This is a genomic window from Anaerococcus lactolyticus ATCC 51172, assembly GCF_000156575.1.
GTDB classification, from domain to species: domain Bacteria; phylum Bacillota; class Clostridia; order Tissierellales; family Peptoniphilaceae; genus Anaerococcus; species Anaerococcus lactolyticus.
On record NZ_GG666049.1, the window covers coordinates 109,823 to 124,702 of the forward strand.

Annotated in this window: 15 protein-coding genes; 11 read left to right on the top strand and 4 right to left on the bottom strand. The window is 36.7% G+C overall.

Annotation, left to right across the window (positions count from 1 at the left end; genetic code table 11):
- Nucleotides 1–3: 3 nt before the first annotated feature.
- From HMPREF0072_RS08540 to HMPREF0072_RS08550, 3 genes are read left to right on the top strand one after another with little or no spacing between them, the layout of a single operon-like run.
- On the top strand, nt 4–1,332 hold the full coding sequence (locus HMPREF0072_RS08540; RefSeq protein ID WP_004829272.1) for a PTS sugar transporter subunit IIC: 1,329 nt from the start codon (nt 4–6) through the stop codon (nt 1,330–1,332).
- A complete protein-coding gene (locus HMPREF0072_RS08545; protein ID WP_004829274.1) occupies nt 1,332–2,417 on the top strand; it encodes a MupG family TIM beta-alpha barrel fold protein in 1,086 nt (361 codons plus the stop codon). The genes HMPREF0072_RS08540 and HMPREF0072_RS08545 overlap by 1 nt, the downstream gene beginning before the upstream one ends.
- A gap of 10 nt (nt 2,418–2,427) precedes the next feature.
- Nucleotides 2,428–2,751, top strand: coding sequence for a PTS sugar transporter subunit IIB (locus tag HMPREF0072_RS08550; protein WP_004829276.1), 324 nt, complete (start codon nt 2,428–2,430; stop codon nt 2,749–2,751).
- 91 nt (nt 2,752–2,842) lie between these two features.
- Here HMPREF0072_RS08550 and HMPREF0072_RS08555 read toward each other — a convergent pair whose 3' ends face one another.
- Together HMPREF0072_RS08555 and HMPREF0072_RS08560 are read right to left on the bottom strand one after the other, a co-directional pair.
- Nucleotides 2,843–3,403, bottom strand: a complete 561-nt coding sequence (locus HMPREF0072_RS08555) for a chromate transporter (RefSeq protein ID WP_004829278.1) — start codon at nt 3,401–3,403, stop codon at nt 2,843–2,845.
- On the bottom strand, nt 3,396–3,932 hold the full coding sequence (locus tag HMPREF0072_RS08560; RefSeq protein WP_039931299.1) for a chromate transporter: 537 nt from the start codon (nt 3,930–3,932) through the stop codon (nt 3,396–3,398). The genes HMPREF0072_RS08555 and HMPREF0072_RS08560 overlap by 8 nt, the downstream gene beginning before the upstream one ends.
- Before the next feature lie 260 nt (nt 3,933–4,192).
- On the opposite strand from HMPREF0072_RS08560, the gene HMPREF0072_RS08565 reads away from it, so the two are divergent.
- Together HMPREF0072_RS08565 and HMPREF0072_RS08570 are read left to right on the top strand one after the other, a co-directional pair.
- On the top strand, nt 4,193–5,035 hold the full coding sequence (locus tag HMPREF0072_RS08565; protein WP_004829281.1) for a glucosaminidase domain-containing protein: 843 nt from the start codon (nt 4,193–4,195) through the stop codon (nt 5,033–5,035).
- Nucleotides 5,036–5,158: 123 nt separating this feature from the next.
- Nucleotides 5,159–5,818, top strand: a complete 660-nt coding sequence (locus tag HMPREF0072_RS08570) for an HAD family hydrolase (protein ID WP_004829283.1) — start codon at nt 5,159–5,161, stop codon at nt 5,816–5,818.
- Between the two features lie 169 nt (nt 5,819–5,987).
- Here HMPREF0072_RS08570 and larA read toward each other — a convergent pair whose 3' ends face one another.
- The gene (gene larA, locus HMPREF0072_RS08575) at nt 5,988–7,265 is read right to left on the bottom strand and encodes a nickel-dependent lactate racemase (protein WP_004829285.1); all 1,278 of its coding nucleotides are present in this window, start codon (nt 7,263–7,265) and stop codon (nt 5,988–5,990) included.
- Nucleotides 7,266–7,365: 100 nt separating this feature from the next.
- Nucleotides 7,366–8,709, bottom strand: a complete 1,344-nt coding sequence (locus HMPREF0072_RS08580; RefSeq protein WP_004829287.1) for an MATE family efflux transporter — start codon at nt 8,707–8,709, stop codon at nt 7,366–7,368.
- Between the two features lie 85 nt (nt 8,710–8,794).
- Here HMPREF0072_RS08580 and HMPREF0072_RS08585 point away from each other — a divergent pair, with 85 nt between their 5' ends.
- From HMPREF0072_RS08585 to HMPREF0072_RS08610, 6 genes are all read left to right on the top strand, one after another.
- On the top strand, nt 8,795–9,397 hold the full coding sequence (locus HMPREF0072_RS08585; RefSeq protein ID WP_004829288.1) for a sugar O-acetyltransferase: 603 nt from the start codon (nt 8,795–8,797) through the stop codon (nt 9,395–9,397).
- Nucleotides 9,398–9,558: 161 nt separating this feature from the next.
- Nucleotides 9,559–11,448, top strand: coding sequence for a BglG family transcription antiterminator (locus tag HMPREF0072_RS08590; RefSeq protein ID WP_004829289.1), 1,890 nt, complete (start codon nt 9,559–9,561; stop codon nt 11,446–11,448).
- Nucleotides 11,441–11,773 carry a PTS lactose/cellobiose transporter subunit IIA gene (locus tag HMPREF0072_RS08595; RefSeq protein WP_004829290.1) on the top strand — a complete coding sequence of 111 codons (333 nt, stop codon included), beginning with the start codon at nt 11,441–11,443 and terminating at the stop codon, nt 11,771–11,773. Before HMPREF0072_RS08590 ends, HMPREF0072_RS08595 begins: the two co-directional genes overlap by 8 nt.
- On the top strand, nt 11,773–12,090 hold the full coding sequence (locus HMPREF0072_RS08600; RefSeq protein WP_004829293.1) for a PTS cellobiose transporter subunit IIB: 318 nt from the start codon (nt 11,773–11,775) through the stop codon (nt 12,088–12,090). Before HMPREF0072_RS08595 ends, HMPREF0072_RS08600 begins: the two co-directional genes overlap by 1 nt.
- An 8-nt stretch (nt 12,091–12,098) precedes the next feature.
- Nucleotides 12,099–13,454 carry a glycoside hydrolase family 1 protein gene (locus HMPREF0072_RS08605; protein ID WP_004829296.1) on the top strand — a complete coding sequence of 452 codons (1,356 nt, stop codon included), beginning with the start codon at nt 12,099–12,101 and terminating at the stop codon, nt 13,452–13,454.
- Complete coding sequence (locus HMPREF0072_RS08610) at nt 13,451–14,761, top strand: PTS sugar transporter subunit IIC (RefSeq protein ID WP_004829297.1); 1,311 nt, start codon at nt 13,451–13,453, stop codon at nt 14,759–14,761. The genes HMPREF0072_RS08605 and HMPREF0072_RS08610 overlap by 4 nt, the downstream gene beginning before the upstream one ends.
- The last annotated feature ends 119 nt before the right edge of the window (nt 14,762–14,880 follow it).

Genomic DNA, 14,880 nt, shown 5'->3' on the forward strand with positions numbered 1-14,880 from the left:
AAAATGAAAAAACAAACTTTTATGGAAAAATTAGAAGAAAAACTCATGCCGCTTGCAGCAAAAATAAGTGGTAATGCCCATCTTCAATCAATCAGAGATGGTTTTGCCCTAGCTATGCCTTTATTAATTATCGGATCAATGTTTATGTTAATTTCAAACTTCCCAATCCAATCATGGATGGATTTATTGAGAAGCACAGAAATTAATGGCAACACTATCGCTTCATACTTTTCAGCAGCAACAAACGCTTCATTCACAATCATGTCTATATTCGTAGTTATAGGAATTGGTCATGCTTACGGTACAAGACTAAAAGTAGACCCACTCTTTAGTGGAGTTGTATCATTAGTAAGCTGGTTTATCCTTATGCCATTTTCTTTTGAATTTACACCAGAAGGCAGTGAAGAAGCTCTAACAATAAACGGACTTTCCTTTGATTGGTTGGGTTCTAAGGGTGTATTCATCGGTATAATTTCCGCATTTTTAGCAGTTAGAATCTACAAAATGATAGTTGATAAGGGTCTTGTAATAAAGATGCCTTCAGGTGTACCACCAACAGTAGGTCAATCTTTCGCAGCACTATTACCAGCAGCTTTCGTAATGACATCTTTTGTTTTAATCAAATTTGTCTTTACCCTAACTCCATGGGAAAATGCCTTCAACTTTGTTTATAGCGTATTGCAACTTCCACTCCAACACATAGGTGGATCACTAACAGCAATGGTTTTAGTATATCTATTTGCTCACGCCCTATGGTTCCTCGGTATCCACGGCACAAACATCACAGACTCAATGTTCATGCCTGTCCTATACGCCCTTTCTGCAGAAAACTTAGCAAAGGTTTCAGCTGGACAATTACCAGAAAATATCATCAATGTTCAATTCCAAAACCTATTTGCTACTTACGGTGGTGCAGGCTCAACCCTATCCCTACTAATAGTCGCAGTAATGATTTCTAAATCAAAGAGACTAAAACAACTTTCAAGATTATCAATCTTACCAGCAGTATTTGGTATAAATGAGCCAGTTATCTATGGTTTGCCAATAGTTTTAAACCCACTACTATTAGTACCATTTATCCTAGTTCCAACTGTAAATATAATTATCAGCTACATCACTATGAATATAGGTCTAGTTCCAATTCCAAATGGTATCATCATGCCTTGGACCACACCTCCAGTAGTTTCTGGATTCCTATCTAGTAACTGGCAAGGTGCCCTCCTACAAGTTGTCCTAATCATAATTGGCTGCATAATTTATTATCCATTCGTAGCTGCAGTTGATAGAAACAACCTAATCCAAGAAGAATCTGAAGAAAGCGTAGAAGCATAATGCGCAGACTAGGTATTTCAATATATCCAGAACACTCGACTTTCGAAAAAGATCTAGCCTATATGAAGCTAGCTTCTAAATATGGTTTTTCGAGAATTTTCACCTGTCTCCTTTCTGTAAAAGAAAGCAGGGATGAAATTATTAAAAATTTTACAAACTTTATAGATAAGGCTCATGAACTGGGCTTTAAAGTTTCGGTGGATACAAATGCAGATGTTTTTAACCTCCTTGGTGCAAGGGCAGATGATATATCTGTCTTTGACAAAATGGGTGTGGATATTATAAGACTTGACTGGCCCCTATCAGATAGGGAAAACATCTTAATTACCAATAACCCTTACAATATAACTGTAGAGTTTAATGCAAGCTCAGACATGGCTTTAGACTTGCTAATCAAAAAGGGTGCTGATAGGAACAAGATGACTACCTGCCACAATTTTTATCCACAAGAATACACCGGTCTTAGCAAGGAAAGGTTCGATTATTTCACTCAAAAATACTATGATATGGCCTTAAAAGTTCACGCTTTCATATCAAGTAATAACGACAACACTTTCGGACCTTGGCCTGTTTATAAGGGACTAGCTACCTTAGAATGTCATAGGTATAAAAATATTTCCTACCAACTTAGGTATCTTATAGCTGATAGGAGGATAAATGACATTATTATTGGCAACGCCTACGCTTCTTGTGAAGAATTAGAAGAATTGAGCAAGGTAGATTTATCAATTCCAAGCTTAAAAATCGAAGCAATTAATGATATAATAGATATAGAAAGGAAAATCCTTTACGATTTTGTTCACTTTGATAGGATAGACTCTTCAGACTTCTTTATCAGAAGCAGTGTTAGCCGAGCCTTTGCCGCTGACAAGAACATTCCTCCTAGGAAATGTGATAAAGAATTCTTTGATGAGGGAGATGTTGTAATAATCAACGACAACCTCGCCCACTACAGAGGCGAACTTGAAATCGTTAAGAAAAAAATTAAAAATACAGGTGAAAGAAATCTTGTAGGCCACTTTGATGAAGATGAACAAGCGATTGTTAATATGCTGGCTGAACAAAATCCTTTCAAAATTATATAAGGAGATTTATATGAGCGATACAATAAATATTGTACTATGCTGCTCTGCAGGTATGAGTACAAGCTTAGTAGTTGAAAAAATGCAGGAAGCAGCTAAGAATAAAGGATTAGATATAGATATCAAAGCTGTTCCAGTATCCAGCGTAGAAGAACTTGATAGTTCACACAAAATCGACATCCTCCTCCTAGGCCCTCAAGTAAAATTTAAACTAAACGAGCTTAAGGGTGTTTACAAGGATCAAAATACTCTAGTAGATGTCATAAATATGATGGACTACGGCATGATCAACGGAGAAAAAATCTTATCCGATGCCCTTAAGGCCTACAACAAATAAAAAATAAAAACCCAAGCAAGTGACATAGACACATTAATCCTCCTTAAGGATTTTAGAGTTTAAGTCAAGACTTGGGTTTTTCTTTGCCAATTTATAGGCCCAAAACAATACCTATGCCTGCCCCCGCCACGATTATCCAAAGAGGGCTGAGGTTTTTAAATTTAAACAAAATTAAAGTAAATGCTGCGAAAAGTCCGAGTGGAATCGGTCTTAGCAAGGACATAAAATTTCCTGTTTGGGCAAAGGCCTTTGTATCCACAAGGGTAAGTACTAGGACTGTGGACATAGCACCTAGGATAAGCCCTGCTGTGGCTGGCCTTAGGGTACTGAAGGCGTCTTTTACAATTTTTGAATTTTTAAAAGCCAAAATCATCCTTGCTATTATAAGGATAATTATAATTGGTCCTGTAACCAAGGCGATGGTCGCAAGGATGCCACCAAGTGGCCCATGGGCCTTGATGCCTGCATAGGTCGCCATATTAATGCCAATAGCGCCTGGTGTTGATTCGGACACTGCTATCATATCCAAGAGCTCTTCGCTGGTAAAATAACCATATTTTTCGCCCATGGCTTGGAGAAAAGGAATGGTTGCCATGCCCCCACCAACAGCAAATAAACCTGCCTTAAAAAATTCCCACATCATCCTAAGCATGTCTAAACCTCCCTAAAATAATTCCAATAAGGGCTACGACTATTACAAGCACAACGGGTGAAATATCAAAAACTGCTATCGCTAGGAAGGTCAACAAAAAAACCATGAACTTTCCAACTGAGTTGGCGTTTTTTCTAAGCATTTTTATTACTGAATATAAAACCAAGGCACACACAGCAATCCTAATGCCCCCAAAGGCGTGTTGGATGGCGCTTATGTGGGAAAAATTTTTTAAAAAACTAGCTATGAGAGTAATTATTATAATTGACGGGGTGATAAAACCGAGACTTGCAACCACTCCTCCAATATTTTTTGCCATCTTGTAGCCGCAAAAGGTCGCTGTATTTATAGCGATGATACCAGGTGTGGACTGACCAATAGCATAGTAATCTAAAATCTCTTCGTTAGTCGCCCATTTTTTCTTCTCAACAACCTCCCTTTCCAAGATGGGTAGCATGGCGTAGCCCCCACCAAAGGTCATAAAGCCGATTTTAACAAAACTTATATAAAGATCTAATAAAATGTTCATCTCTCTTCCCTTTCTTGCTTCCTTAAGGATATTATATAACAATCTAGGAAATTTATAAAGCAAACGGCTTATTATACAAATCTAACCAGTCTTTAATAAAACCATTTCTTAATTAAAGTAACAAAAGAAATACAAAGCCTCATGCTTTTTACGGTTTTAACAAGAATTTTGATGATTAAGTAACAAAAGTGTAACATTTTTATTGACAAAAGAGTAAAAATGAGTTAAAATATATATTGTTAATTGATAAAGGAGACAGAATGAATAATTTTAAATATATACTTACAGGACTTTTTGTTGCGTCGACTTTGACCTTAGCAAGCCCAGTCCTAGCAGCAGAAGATTCAACAGACGAAACTACAATACCAGAAGAAACAAAAGTAATTGAATATAAAGATTTTGATTTAGATAAGATGGTTGGTCTTAAGGAAGATACTGACCTTGTTCACGAAAAAACCCAACTAACCCAAACTTCCTACAAGGCAGAAAACGAACTTGAAGTCAAGAAAGAAAAAGGTCACCCAGATCGCGTAGAAATCAAAGGTTCTAATAGAAATGCAACAGGAACTACTAGCGAACCTGGCAGCCTATCTTGGAGAAATTACAGACGAGGCGACTTATCAAATTTTGACATAAGAACTAAAAACCCAGATCACATAACTGGCGCTTACATAGACAAGTTCCTAGAAAAACGTGGTCACTATACCCCACTTAAGGGCTATGGTGATACAATCCTTAAGTACTCAAACAAATACGGTATTAACGTAGGTATTTTTATGGGTCAAATCGCAAAGGAAACTAATTTTGGCAAGCATGCTGGAGTAGGCAAATACAACTTTGGTTGTATCCGTTATTATAGAAATGGTGTTGGTGGCCAATGGGCTCCTGCCTATTCAAGAAGAGGTTCTGCTTGGGTAAACCCACCTACAGTTGAAGACGGCATCGAAGTTGTCTTCAAGCTAATGAGAGATGCTTATGCAAATAAGGGCTGCACAACCTATAAAGCCTTCATAAACCGTTATTCTCCATCTTTTGAGAATAACCACAGATCTTTTGAGCAACTCGCAGCAGGAACTATGAACGCCTTAAATATATCTTATTAATTACAGACCAACCTAGAATTAGGTTGGTTTTTTTGTCTATTTTTTTGCCTTTGCCAGCAAAAACATATAAGATATATAGGGAAGGAAGAAAAAAGTTAAGAAAGAAGTTAAGAAAGGATAAAAATGAAAAAGCTAATATTTGACGTAGATGGAACAATTTTGGATTCCATGCACATCTGGGTAGAACCACAATCCAAACTCTTTGCCAAGTATGGATTCAACTTAGCCAACCTATCCAAAGAAGAAAAAGCGAAAATCGAAGCCCTATCCGTTGATGACATGTGCCAATACATAGCCGATGAAATAGCCACAGACATGACTTTCGATGAGGTTATGCAATACTTTGATGATATTGTCTACACCGGCTACAAGGATTTGCTCTTGCCAAAACCAGGCAACCTTGAAATCCTAAAAAAATTAAAGGATTTAGGATTTTCCATGTCGATTGCCTCCTCTACCCCATATAAATACTTGGAAATGGCTCTTAAGAGGCTAGGAATTTATGATTACTTTGATTTTTTTGCCACTCCCGAACTTCTTCATATGAAAAAATCAGACCCTGCCTACTGGCAGTATTCAATAATGAAACATGGAGCAAGACCAGAAGATTGTGTGCTTTTTGACGATGCCCTCTATGCCTTAGAAGCTGCAAAAAAAGAAGAGATTATGACTGTAGGTCTAAAAGACTTCCCTTGGAACAAAAAAGAATGGGCCCATATCGAAGAAGTGGCTGATATGACACTAGAAAAAATTTCCGATATGGACGTAAATAAGTTTATATAAAAGAAAAAAGATGTTTGACTAAAATTTTAGTTAAACATCTTTTTGTTTCTAATAGTGAATAATTTTTTAAAGGCTTTGCAATTTAGGAAATATTTGAAAAGCGCTTTCGGATATTTACCTTAAAGCCCATCTTAAAACATTCTCTTTTGCCTTCAAATAGTAGTCCTGCTTATTTTTTCTTATTAACGATTACAGATACACCATCTGGAACGAAGGCTACCTTAGCATCTTCGCCTTTGATTTCCTTTGCCATTCTTAGAGCATCTTCAAGACTTTCAGCATAGGTCATGTGCATATCTTCGATTAATTGTCTATTTTCTGGGTCAGTTACAAAGATAACTTTATGACGTACAAGGATTCTTGCTAGAATTTGGATTTCCCATTGGTCTGGAATGGTTTCTTCCATTGGAATTTGAAGAACTCTGTCTTCTACATCTTTTGGAGTTTCAGCATCTTTGAAAGTTCTATAGAAGCTTTCACCACCGTGGCCATCATTACATCTAGAAACTTCGATTATTACACCGTCATCTGCTACTGCAGCTTCTGCAGCTGTCATTGATTTTACAGATTGGTAGACGTTTTGATCTAGTGGGTAACCACCATTACTTGTTACTGCAATGTCAGCATTTACACCTTCAACAGTTGATAGGCCTCTAACAAATTCAGTTCCTTCATAGTGGGCTTTTACCCTATGACCTGCAAAGGCATTAATAATCTTCTTGTCAGCGTCAATTACAACGTTTAAGATAAAGGCTAGTTTTGCTTGTTCTGCAGCAAATTCCATGTCTTTGTGGATTGGGTTTTCTACTAGAATACCTGTTCTTGAATAATCACTTGCTATAAATTTAGAGCAGTGGTTGGCAAGAACTGTTTTTTCGCTTGCTATACCTGGAAGTACTGATTTTCTACCACCAGAGAAACCTGCGAAGAAGTGTGGCTCGATAAAGCCTTCAGCTATTAATAAGTCAGCATTTACAGCGTGCTTGTTTAATAGAAGTCTTCCACCTGATGGAAGTCTATCAAGCTCAACCATGTCTTCATCTACGCCAGATTTGTGAACAACGATGTTTTCATTGTCAACTATTTCTTGTCCATACTTAGCAACTAATTCTTCATGAGTAGTTGGTCTGTGGAAACCTGTTGCGATAAGAATTGTAATCTCTGCATCTGGGTTTGTTGACCTAATTTCCTCAAGAAGGATTGGCATGGTTATAGCAGATGGTACTGGCCTAGTGTGGTCAGATGAAATTATTGTTATTGTTTTCTTGCCTTTTACAAGGTCCGATAATTTCTCTGTCCCAATTGGGTGTGCTAGGGCATCTCTAACAAGGTCTTCTTGGCTTTTTGTCGCCTTAAAACTGTGCGCCTTGCTCTCAAGTATGGCTACATCATCGCCTACTTCCATTTCGATAAATTCTTTGCCATAAGGCAATCTTACTTGTTTCATATTTACTCTCCTTTTCTTCTCTCACTACTATTTTATAAGATAACTGTAAATAATGCAAACAATTTCATGCTAGAATTAAAAAACTCTTCCGAAGAAGAGCTTAAGCTAACATATATCTTTTTACTTTTCTATAAATCAAGCCCATTGCAAAAAGGCCTTTCATAATAGAAGTCGAACTCATAGCTATCCATACCCCATAGACGCCGACAAAAGGCATTAAAACTAGGGAAATTGGTATCCTCAAGAGGTTGTTTATTACACCAAGAGCAGCTGGAGTTTTGGTGTCGCTCATTCCATTAAAACAGCCCGCAAGGCCAATTTCTATTGACATGAAGGCTTGAGAAAGTCCTAGAATGAATAGGTAGTTCGCACCAAGTTCAATCGCCTCCTTGCTTTCTGGAGTGAAAAGTTCAAAAAGCTTGTGCCTAAAAATTATTAGAACTAGGGTTGCTATAATTCCGATAATAGCAACTAATCTAAAGGCTTCTTTAATCGATTCCTTAACTCTTTTCTTATTTTCAGCTCCATAATTTTGTGCAACTAGGGCTTGGATACCGACCTGGATACCCTCAGTTGTATTCCAAGAAATAGATTCAAGTTGACTTCCTATGGCACAGACTGCCACAGGTGTTGGACCAAAAGCTGACATAAACCTATTTAAAACCATAGAAATTGACGCATGAAAACCAGACAAAAGTGCCGCAGGTAGGCCAAGCCTAAAAATTTCTAGCTGCCAATTTTCCCTATAATCTATGTAAGTTATAGCCGACCTAATGATGCCATCTTTAGAAATAACCAGCAAAAAATAAAGCAAAACAACTACAAACTGACTTATAATTGTAGCTAGGGCAGCACCTTTTGCTCCCATATGTGGAAAGGGACCTAGACCAAAAATCAAAACTGGATCTAAAACCATATTTATAGCAAGCCCAACAGCATTAATCACGAAGGGAGTAAAAGAATCCCCAAGTGATGTGAAGGCTTGGGTAAACATAGGACCCACGAAAAAGAAAATCATACCGAGACTTACCACAAAAAAATAATCCTTGGCAGCCATTTCAGCCTCATGGCCCAAATTATAAAATTCTATAAAAACATTTTTTACAATAAGGCAAAAGGTAGTAAAAAACAAACCAATGACAATAGCTTGGATAAAACCATTATTAATAATCATCACCGTTTCCTTCTCATTTCGAGAACCAAAGGCCTGGGAAGCATAAACGCCCATGCCAACCTTAGGTATAAGGACAAGGGAATTGCCTATCCAAAAAATAAAACCAGCTATCCCAACCCCTGCCATAGCCTTAGTACCCAACCTTGCAATCCAAATAGTATCAACAAAGCCATAAGCAATCTGGATAAAGGCTGTAAGGGCCAAAGGAAAAGACAGCTTCAAAAGCGTATGCCTAATATTTCCATGTAATAAATCTATTTTCCTATTCATAAAGACTCCTATATAAGTTATAACCTTATTATCTTACTAATATTTTACGAATTGTCATTTAATTTATCAAAAGTATATTGATAGTATGAAAAACTACGAAAATTTAAAGGCCGGCAGGCTCTTTAAAACAGACGACTATCTTGTTGAAAAACTCACTGCCTGCTGGGAAAAATTAGTAAAATTAAATACGGAAACGAACAGAGAAGAAAGAAATAAAATCTGCCAAGAACTATTCGCAAGCTTTGGTAAGTCAACGGTCCTTTCCCCTTTCAGGTGTGATTATGGGGACAACATCTACATAGGAAATAATTCTTTTATAAACTTCAACGTCTCCATGGTAGACCTAGGAAAAATACAAATAGGAAACAGAGTCCTAATAGGTCCTGGCACAGGACTTTTCACAGCCATCCACCCCATAGACCCAGAAGTAAGAGCCACAGGTGTCGAGAAGGGTGCAGACATCATCCTAGAAGACGACGTCTGGATTGGAGGCAACGTCACAATCCTTCCTGGAGTCACCATAGGCAAAGGCTCAATCATAGGTGCAGGCTCAGTTGTAAGTAAGGATATACCTCAAATGTCCATAGCTGTAGGCAACCCCGCCAAGGTTGTAAGGAAAATAAATGAAGACGATAAAAAATATTGGCAAGCTGAATACGATATATATCTTCATGGAATGGGAGAATAATATCAAAATCTATTACTAAAAAGAAATCACATGTGGTTTCTTTTTTTTTAATATAATTTTACAAAGGCATTTTCAAGTAAGTAGCTTCCACAAGTTTGAGGAAAATGTTTGTGTGGAGCTTATTTCTATTCTTTACTATAATAAATATATAAGGTGGTTATATGATTGAGACAAGATTAAAGCAAATATTTGACTACCTAACTCTTGACTACGACTACCATACGTCTAAAGAGATAGGAGAAGTAATGGAGTTATCTTCTAAAACTATAAGAAAGGAGATAAACCTATTAAATTCAGTGATTAAAGATAAGGGGGCGATAATCGAATCCAAACCAAGCAAGGGCTTCATATTTACCATTAAGGATAAGGATAAGTTTAAGATTTTTTTGAAAAACGACTGGTACAAATATGCCTACTACCAGGAAGAAGATGGAGATAAGAATCTTAGATACGTTAATATCTTAAGGACCTTCCTATTCTCAAATTCCTACATTAAACAATTTGAACTAGCCGAAACCTTCCACGTAAGTGAATCCCAGATTAACAAAGACCTGCCAAACATAAGGCAAATCTTAGAAGGATATGACTTAGAACTTGTATCAAAACCCTACTACGGAATGAAAGTAGAAGGAAACGAGAAGGATATAAGGCTTGCGATAAAAAATGAAATAGGCGAAGACCCACTCCTCTTTGAAGGCGATAAAGATAGAGACCTCTTCGACAAAATTCAAGAAGTTATAGAAAAAATTGACTTCGGTGATGACTACTACATGCCCTATGTAAATTTCAAAAATCTAGTCATCCACATCTATATTTCAGTCTTAAGAATTAAGCAAGGAAAATATATAAACCTGGCAGATGAGTTTAAAAACAAAATAAAATCCTACAAGGAATATCAACTTGCTAAAAATATCGTAGATAAGCTTGAGCTTAAATTAGGAATAAAAATCCCAAACCAGGAACTAGGCTATATAACCATGCACCTTGTAGCTAAGAACACTATTAGGGACCAAAAAAATATATCAAGTGAAATACTAAAACTATCACAAGCCATAATCGACGAAATTTACAAGGTCTCCAAGTATGACTTTAGGGCAAATATAGACTTTTTCTTCGCCCTAGCCATCCACCTAGGCCCTTTAGTAAACAGGATTAGGTACGGGTTTAACATGAAAAACCCCATCCTAGATGATATAAAAGAAAATAAAATTTCCTACCTCCTAGCAACAATTGGTGCAAGCGTGGTAAACGAAAAATACAAAACAAAACTATCAGAAGACGAAATAGGCTATATAGCCCTCCACATCATGGCAGCTATAAATTCCAACACCATAAATACCAAAAACATATTGATAATATGTGGAGCCGGTAATTCTTCAGCCCAGATAATGAAAACTCAGCTAAATAGGCAGTTTGGAAATAACATCAAAGAAATAAGAACTACAGACCTTAGGAGTCTAGATCAAATAAATATGAATGACTATGACCTAATCATATCATCAGTCAAACTCGGCAACGACTTTGACCTTCCAATTGTCTATGTAGATATCATCTTCTCAAAAGTCGACTTGGACAATATTAAGATTGCCCTAGACGACACCAGGCTTGGTAAGATTTATGATATTTTTGCAAACTCAGTTCTAGTAAGGACAAGCAAATTCACAAATAAACTTGAAATTTTAAAATTTATAGCAGAAACAATCGAAGATAAGTCGAATTTTGAAAAAGAAACTGCCCTGAACCAACTCAAAAAAAGAGAAGAAATGGGACAAACGTCTTTTGATACTATAGCCATTCCCCATATCCTCGACCAGGTAAAGGGAGATTCATATTCGATTATCATAATCCTCGATAAACCTATAAAATGGAACGACAATAAGGTTGACTTAGTCTATTCACTTATAGTGGGTGATAGGCTTGGAGATATGAGTCTCTACTATGAAAAACTAGGAGAATTCTTATCAAACAAGCCAATCCAGAAAGAAGCCTTAAAAACCAAAGACCCTATGGAATTTATGAACGTATTTATGAAAGGAGGAATAAATGGATAGTATCGAAAAAGTTTACGAGTTGGCCTTCAATATAATTGCCCATGCTGGCGAAAGCAGAAGCCTATCTTCGGAAGCCATGGATGCGGCAGAATCTTATGATTTTGATAAAGCAGAGGAGCTCCTAAAGCAAGCTAACGACCAATTCCTAGCCTGCCACGAAGTTCAAACTAGTATGCTTACCAAGGAAGCCAATGGCGAAAAAAATGAAATAAACATTATCCTAATCCATGCCCAAGACCACTTAACAATGGCAACTATGGCTATGGAAAATGCAAAAAGATGGATTAGGATAAATAAAAAATTAAAAGAATTGGAGGAAAAGTAATGAAAAAAGTAATGCTTATTTGTAATGCTGGTATGAGTTCATCTCTTATGGCAAAGAAAGTCACTGAGCAATTAGAAAAAGACGGTAAGGACATTATTGTCGATGCCACAACAAGTAGCGACAGCGAGAGAGTCCTAAGTGGAAGCGACTATGACATGGTCCTTGTAAGTCCACAAATAAGAATGTATTTTGATGCTTACAAGGAAAAAGCCGATGCAAATGGCAAGGCCATAGCTCAAGTTCCATTTAATGCCTATGCCCCAACTCCTTCTGGCATAAAAAATATGGAAAATATAATCTTAGAAAGTCTTGAATAGGAGAAATGATGGATAAACAATTATTCTGGGGAAACTCCACTTCATCCATGCAAACGGAAGGTGCCTACGATTTAGACGGAAAAGGCAAGTCTGTCTATGACATTAGAGAGGCAAGTGAAAATCTTAGCGACTGGAAGGTAGCCATAGATGAATATCATAGGTATGAAGAAGACATTAAACTTATGAAAGAAATGGGAGCAAACTCTTACAGGTTCCAGATCTCATGGTCAAGAGTCTTGCCAAAAGGCTATGGGGAAGTTAATGAAAAGGGTTTGGAATTTTATGATAAGTTAATTGCGTGTCTTGAAAAATATCAAATAGAACCCATTATTTGCCTCTACCACTTCGATATGCCTCTTTATTTGAGCGAAAAATACAACGGTTTTTCTTCAAAAAAAGTAATTGACTATTTCTTTGAATTTTCAAAAATAATAATCGACAGGTACCACGAAAGAGTAAAATATTGGCTAACTTTCAATGAGCACAACCTTTACTCATCTGATTTTGCCCTAACCATAGCTGGTAGCAACCTAGAAATAAACCCTACTAATATCCACCAAGTTCAATATAACACCCTGGTTGGTCATGGAAGGGTTGCAAGGTATGTCCACGAGCATTACAAAGATTTAAAAATTGGTGGCATGTTGGCATACACTACCTACTACCCATATTCGTCAAAGCCTGAAGATAATTATATTAGAAATGCTTATGATAACTTTGATTACAACTTGTATTTGAATGTCTTCACCCAAAAGGGGTATATGAATACCTTTAAGGCCTACCTAGAGAAAAATAATATTAAAATCGAAAAAACAGATCAAGAAGAAGAAATACTCAACAATATAAAAAGTGATTTTATCGCCTTCTCCTACTACAGGTCAGCAACCCTTAAGTATCAAGGAAAAGACTACTGTCCACTAAATACGGATGTCTTTGTAAAAAATGACTATCTTGATAGGAATGAATGGAATTGGGAAATCGACCCTATGGGTTTGGAAATCGCCATGTTAGAAATTTACAATAGGACTAATTTACCAATATTCATAGTCGAAAACGGCATAGGACTCAGAGAAGAGCTTCCAGAAAATGAATTTATAGAGGATGATTTAAGAATTAAATACCTAAAAAGCCACTTTGATGCCATGGCACGCGCTATAGATAAGGGAGTCGAGTGTATGGGCTATCTTGGCTGGGGCTTTATAGATATACTTTCCTCATCAGGAAGCATGGACAAAAGGTATGGGGTGGTTTATGTAAATAGAGATAACCACGACTTGAAAGATTTAAGAAGGATAAAAAAGAAAAGTTTTGCTTATGTTAAGCAAGTATTTGAATCTAACGGAAAGGAAAGAAAAATAAAATGACAGAAAAAAATAAAAGATCATTCGTAGACAAGCTTTCAGAAGCTAGTATGAAATTTGGATCACAAATTCACCTAAAATCTCTAAGAGATGCTTTCGCAATAATGCTCCCACTATTTATAATTGCAGGTATAGCAGTGTTAATCAACGCTGTAATTCTACCAAAAATTTTAAACGAAGCTCAAATGGCTGTCGCTTCACACTGGGCAATATCAGTTGCCAATGCTACCTTGAGTATATCAGGTCTTCTAATCTGTGGTATTGTAGCTTATACCCTATCAATGAACAAGGGCTTTGAACATGCGATAACAGCTGTAATGATTGCCATAGCATCATTAATAGTAATGATGCCTCAAACAATTGATGTGACTGGAGCAAACGGAGAAGTTGTCCAAGCTGGAGGCATCCTATCTTACGGAAACCTCGGCACTAACTCTATGTTTGGTGGTATAATTATGGGTCTTCTTGCAACAGAATTATTCATCAGACTATCCAACATCAAGGCTATAAAGATAAACATAGGCGGAAACGTACCACCAGCTGTAAACAATTCATTTAATAACCTAATACCAGTAATACTTACTCTTCTTATCTTCTCAATCCTATCATTCGTGCTATTCTACTTCTTCCAAGTAGACCTAATAACACTAATAGCAACAATGATTCAAGAGCCTTTAAGAAAAGTAAATACTTCATTACTCGGAACAATCTTAATCTACAGCCTAGGTAATTTAATATTTACCTTCGGTATCCACCAAGCTGTAATTTACTCAACAATCCTAGAACCATTACTTCTTGTAAACATTAATGAAAATATGGATGCTGCAAGAGCAGGTCTTGAAATCCCACACATAATGAACCTCAGTCTTGTCCAATGCTACGGTCTTATCGGTGGATCAGGATCAACAATCTGCTTATTGATAGCAGTCTTCCTCTTCTTTAGAAAAAACAAACAATACAGACAAATTGGTGAGCTATCATTCTTGCCTGGACTATTTAACATAAACGAGCCAATCATCTTTGGTCTTCCAATAGTATTCAACCTCCCAATGATGATTCCTTTCGTGGTAGTTCCAGCTATGGGTATCCTTGTAAGTTACCTAGCAACATTAGTAGGCTTTATGAATAAGGCAAGCGTCCTAGTACCATGGACAACACCTCCACTATTAAACGCTTATCTTGCAACAGGAGCTGATTTTAGGGCAGTCTTAGTTCAATTAGTAGTAATAGCACTTGGTGTATTAATCTACCTACCATTCTTAAAAATAAGTGCTAAAACTCTTGAAAAACAAGCAGAACTAGAAAAATAAAGTTGCAAAATTAAACCTTGTGCTATCCCAGCACAAGGTTTGTTTTTTTTGTAAGAATAATTATTTTGTTACAGCCGGTAATCTTTCAAAAAATTCATATCTTTGAAGGTATAATCAAT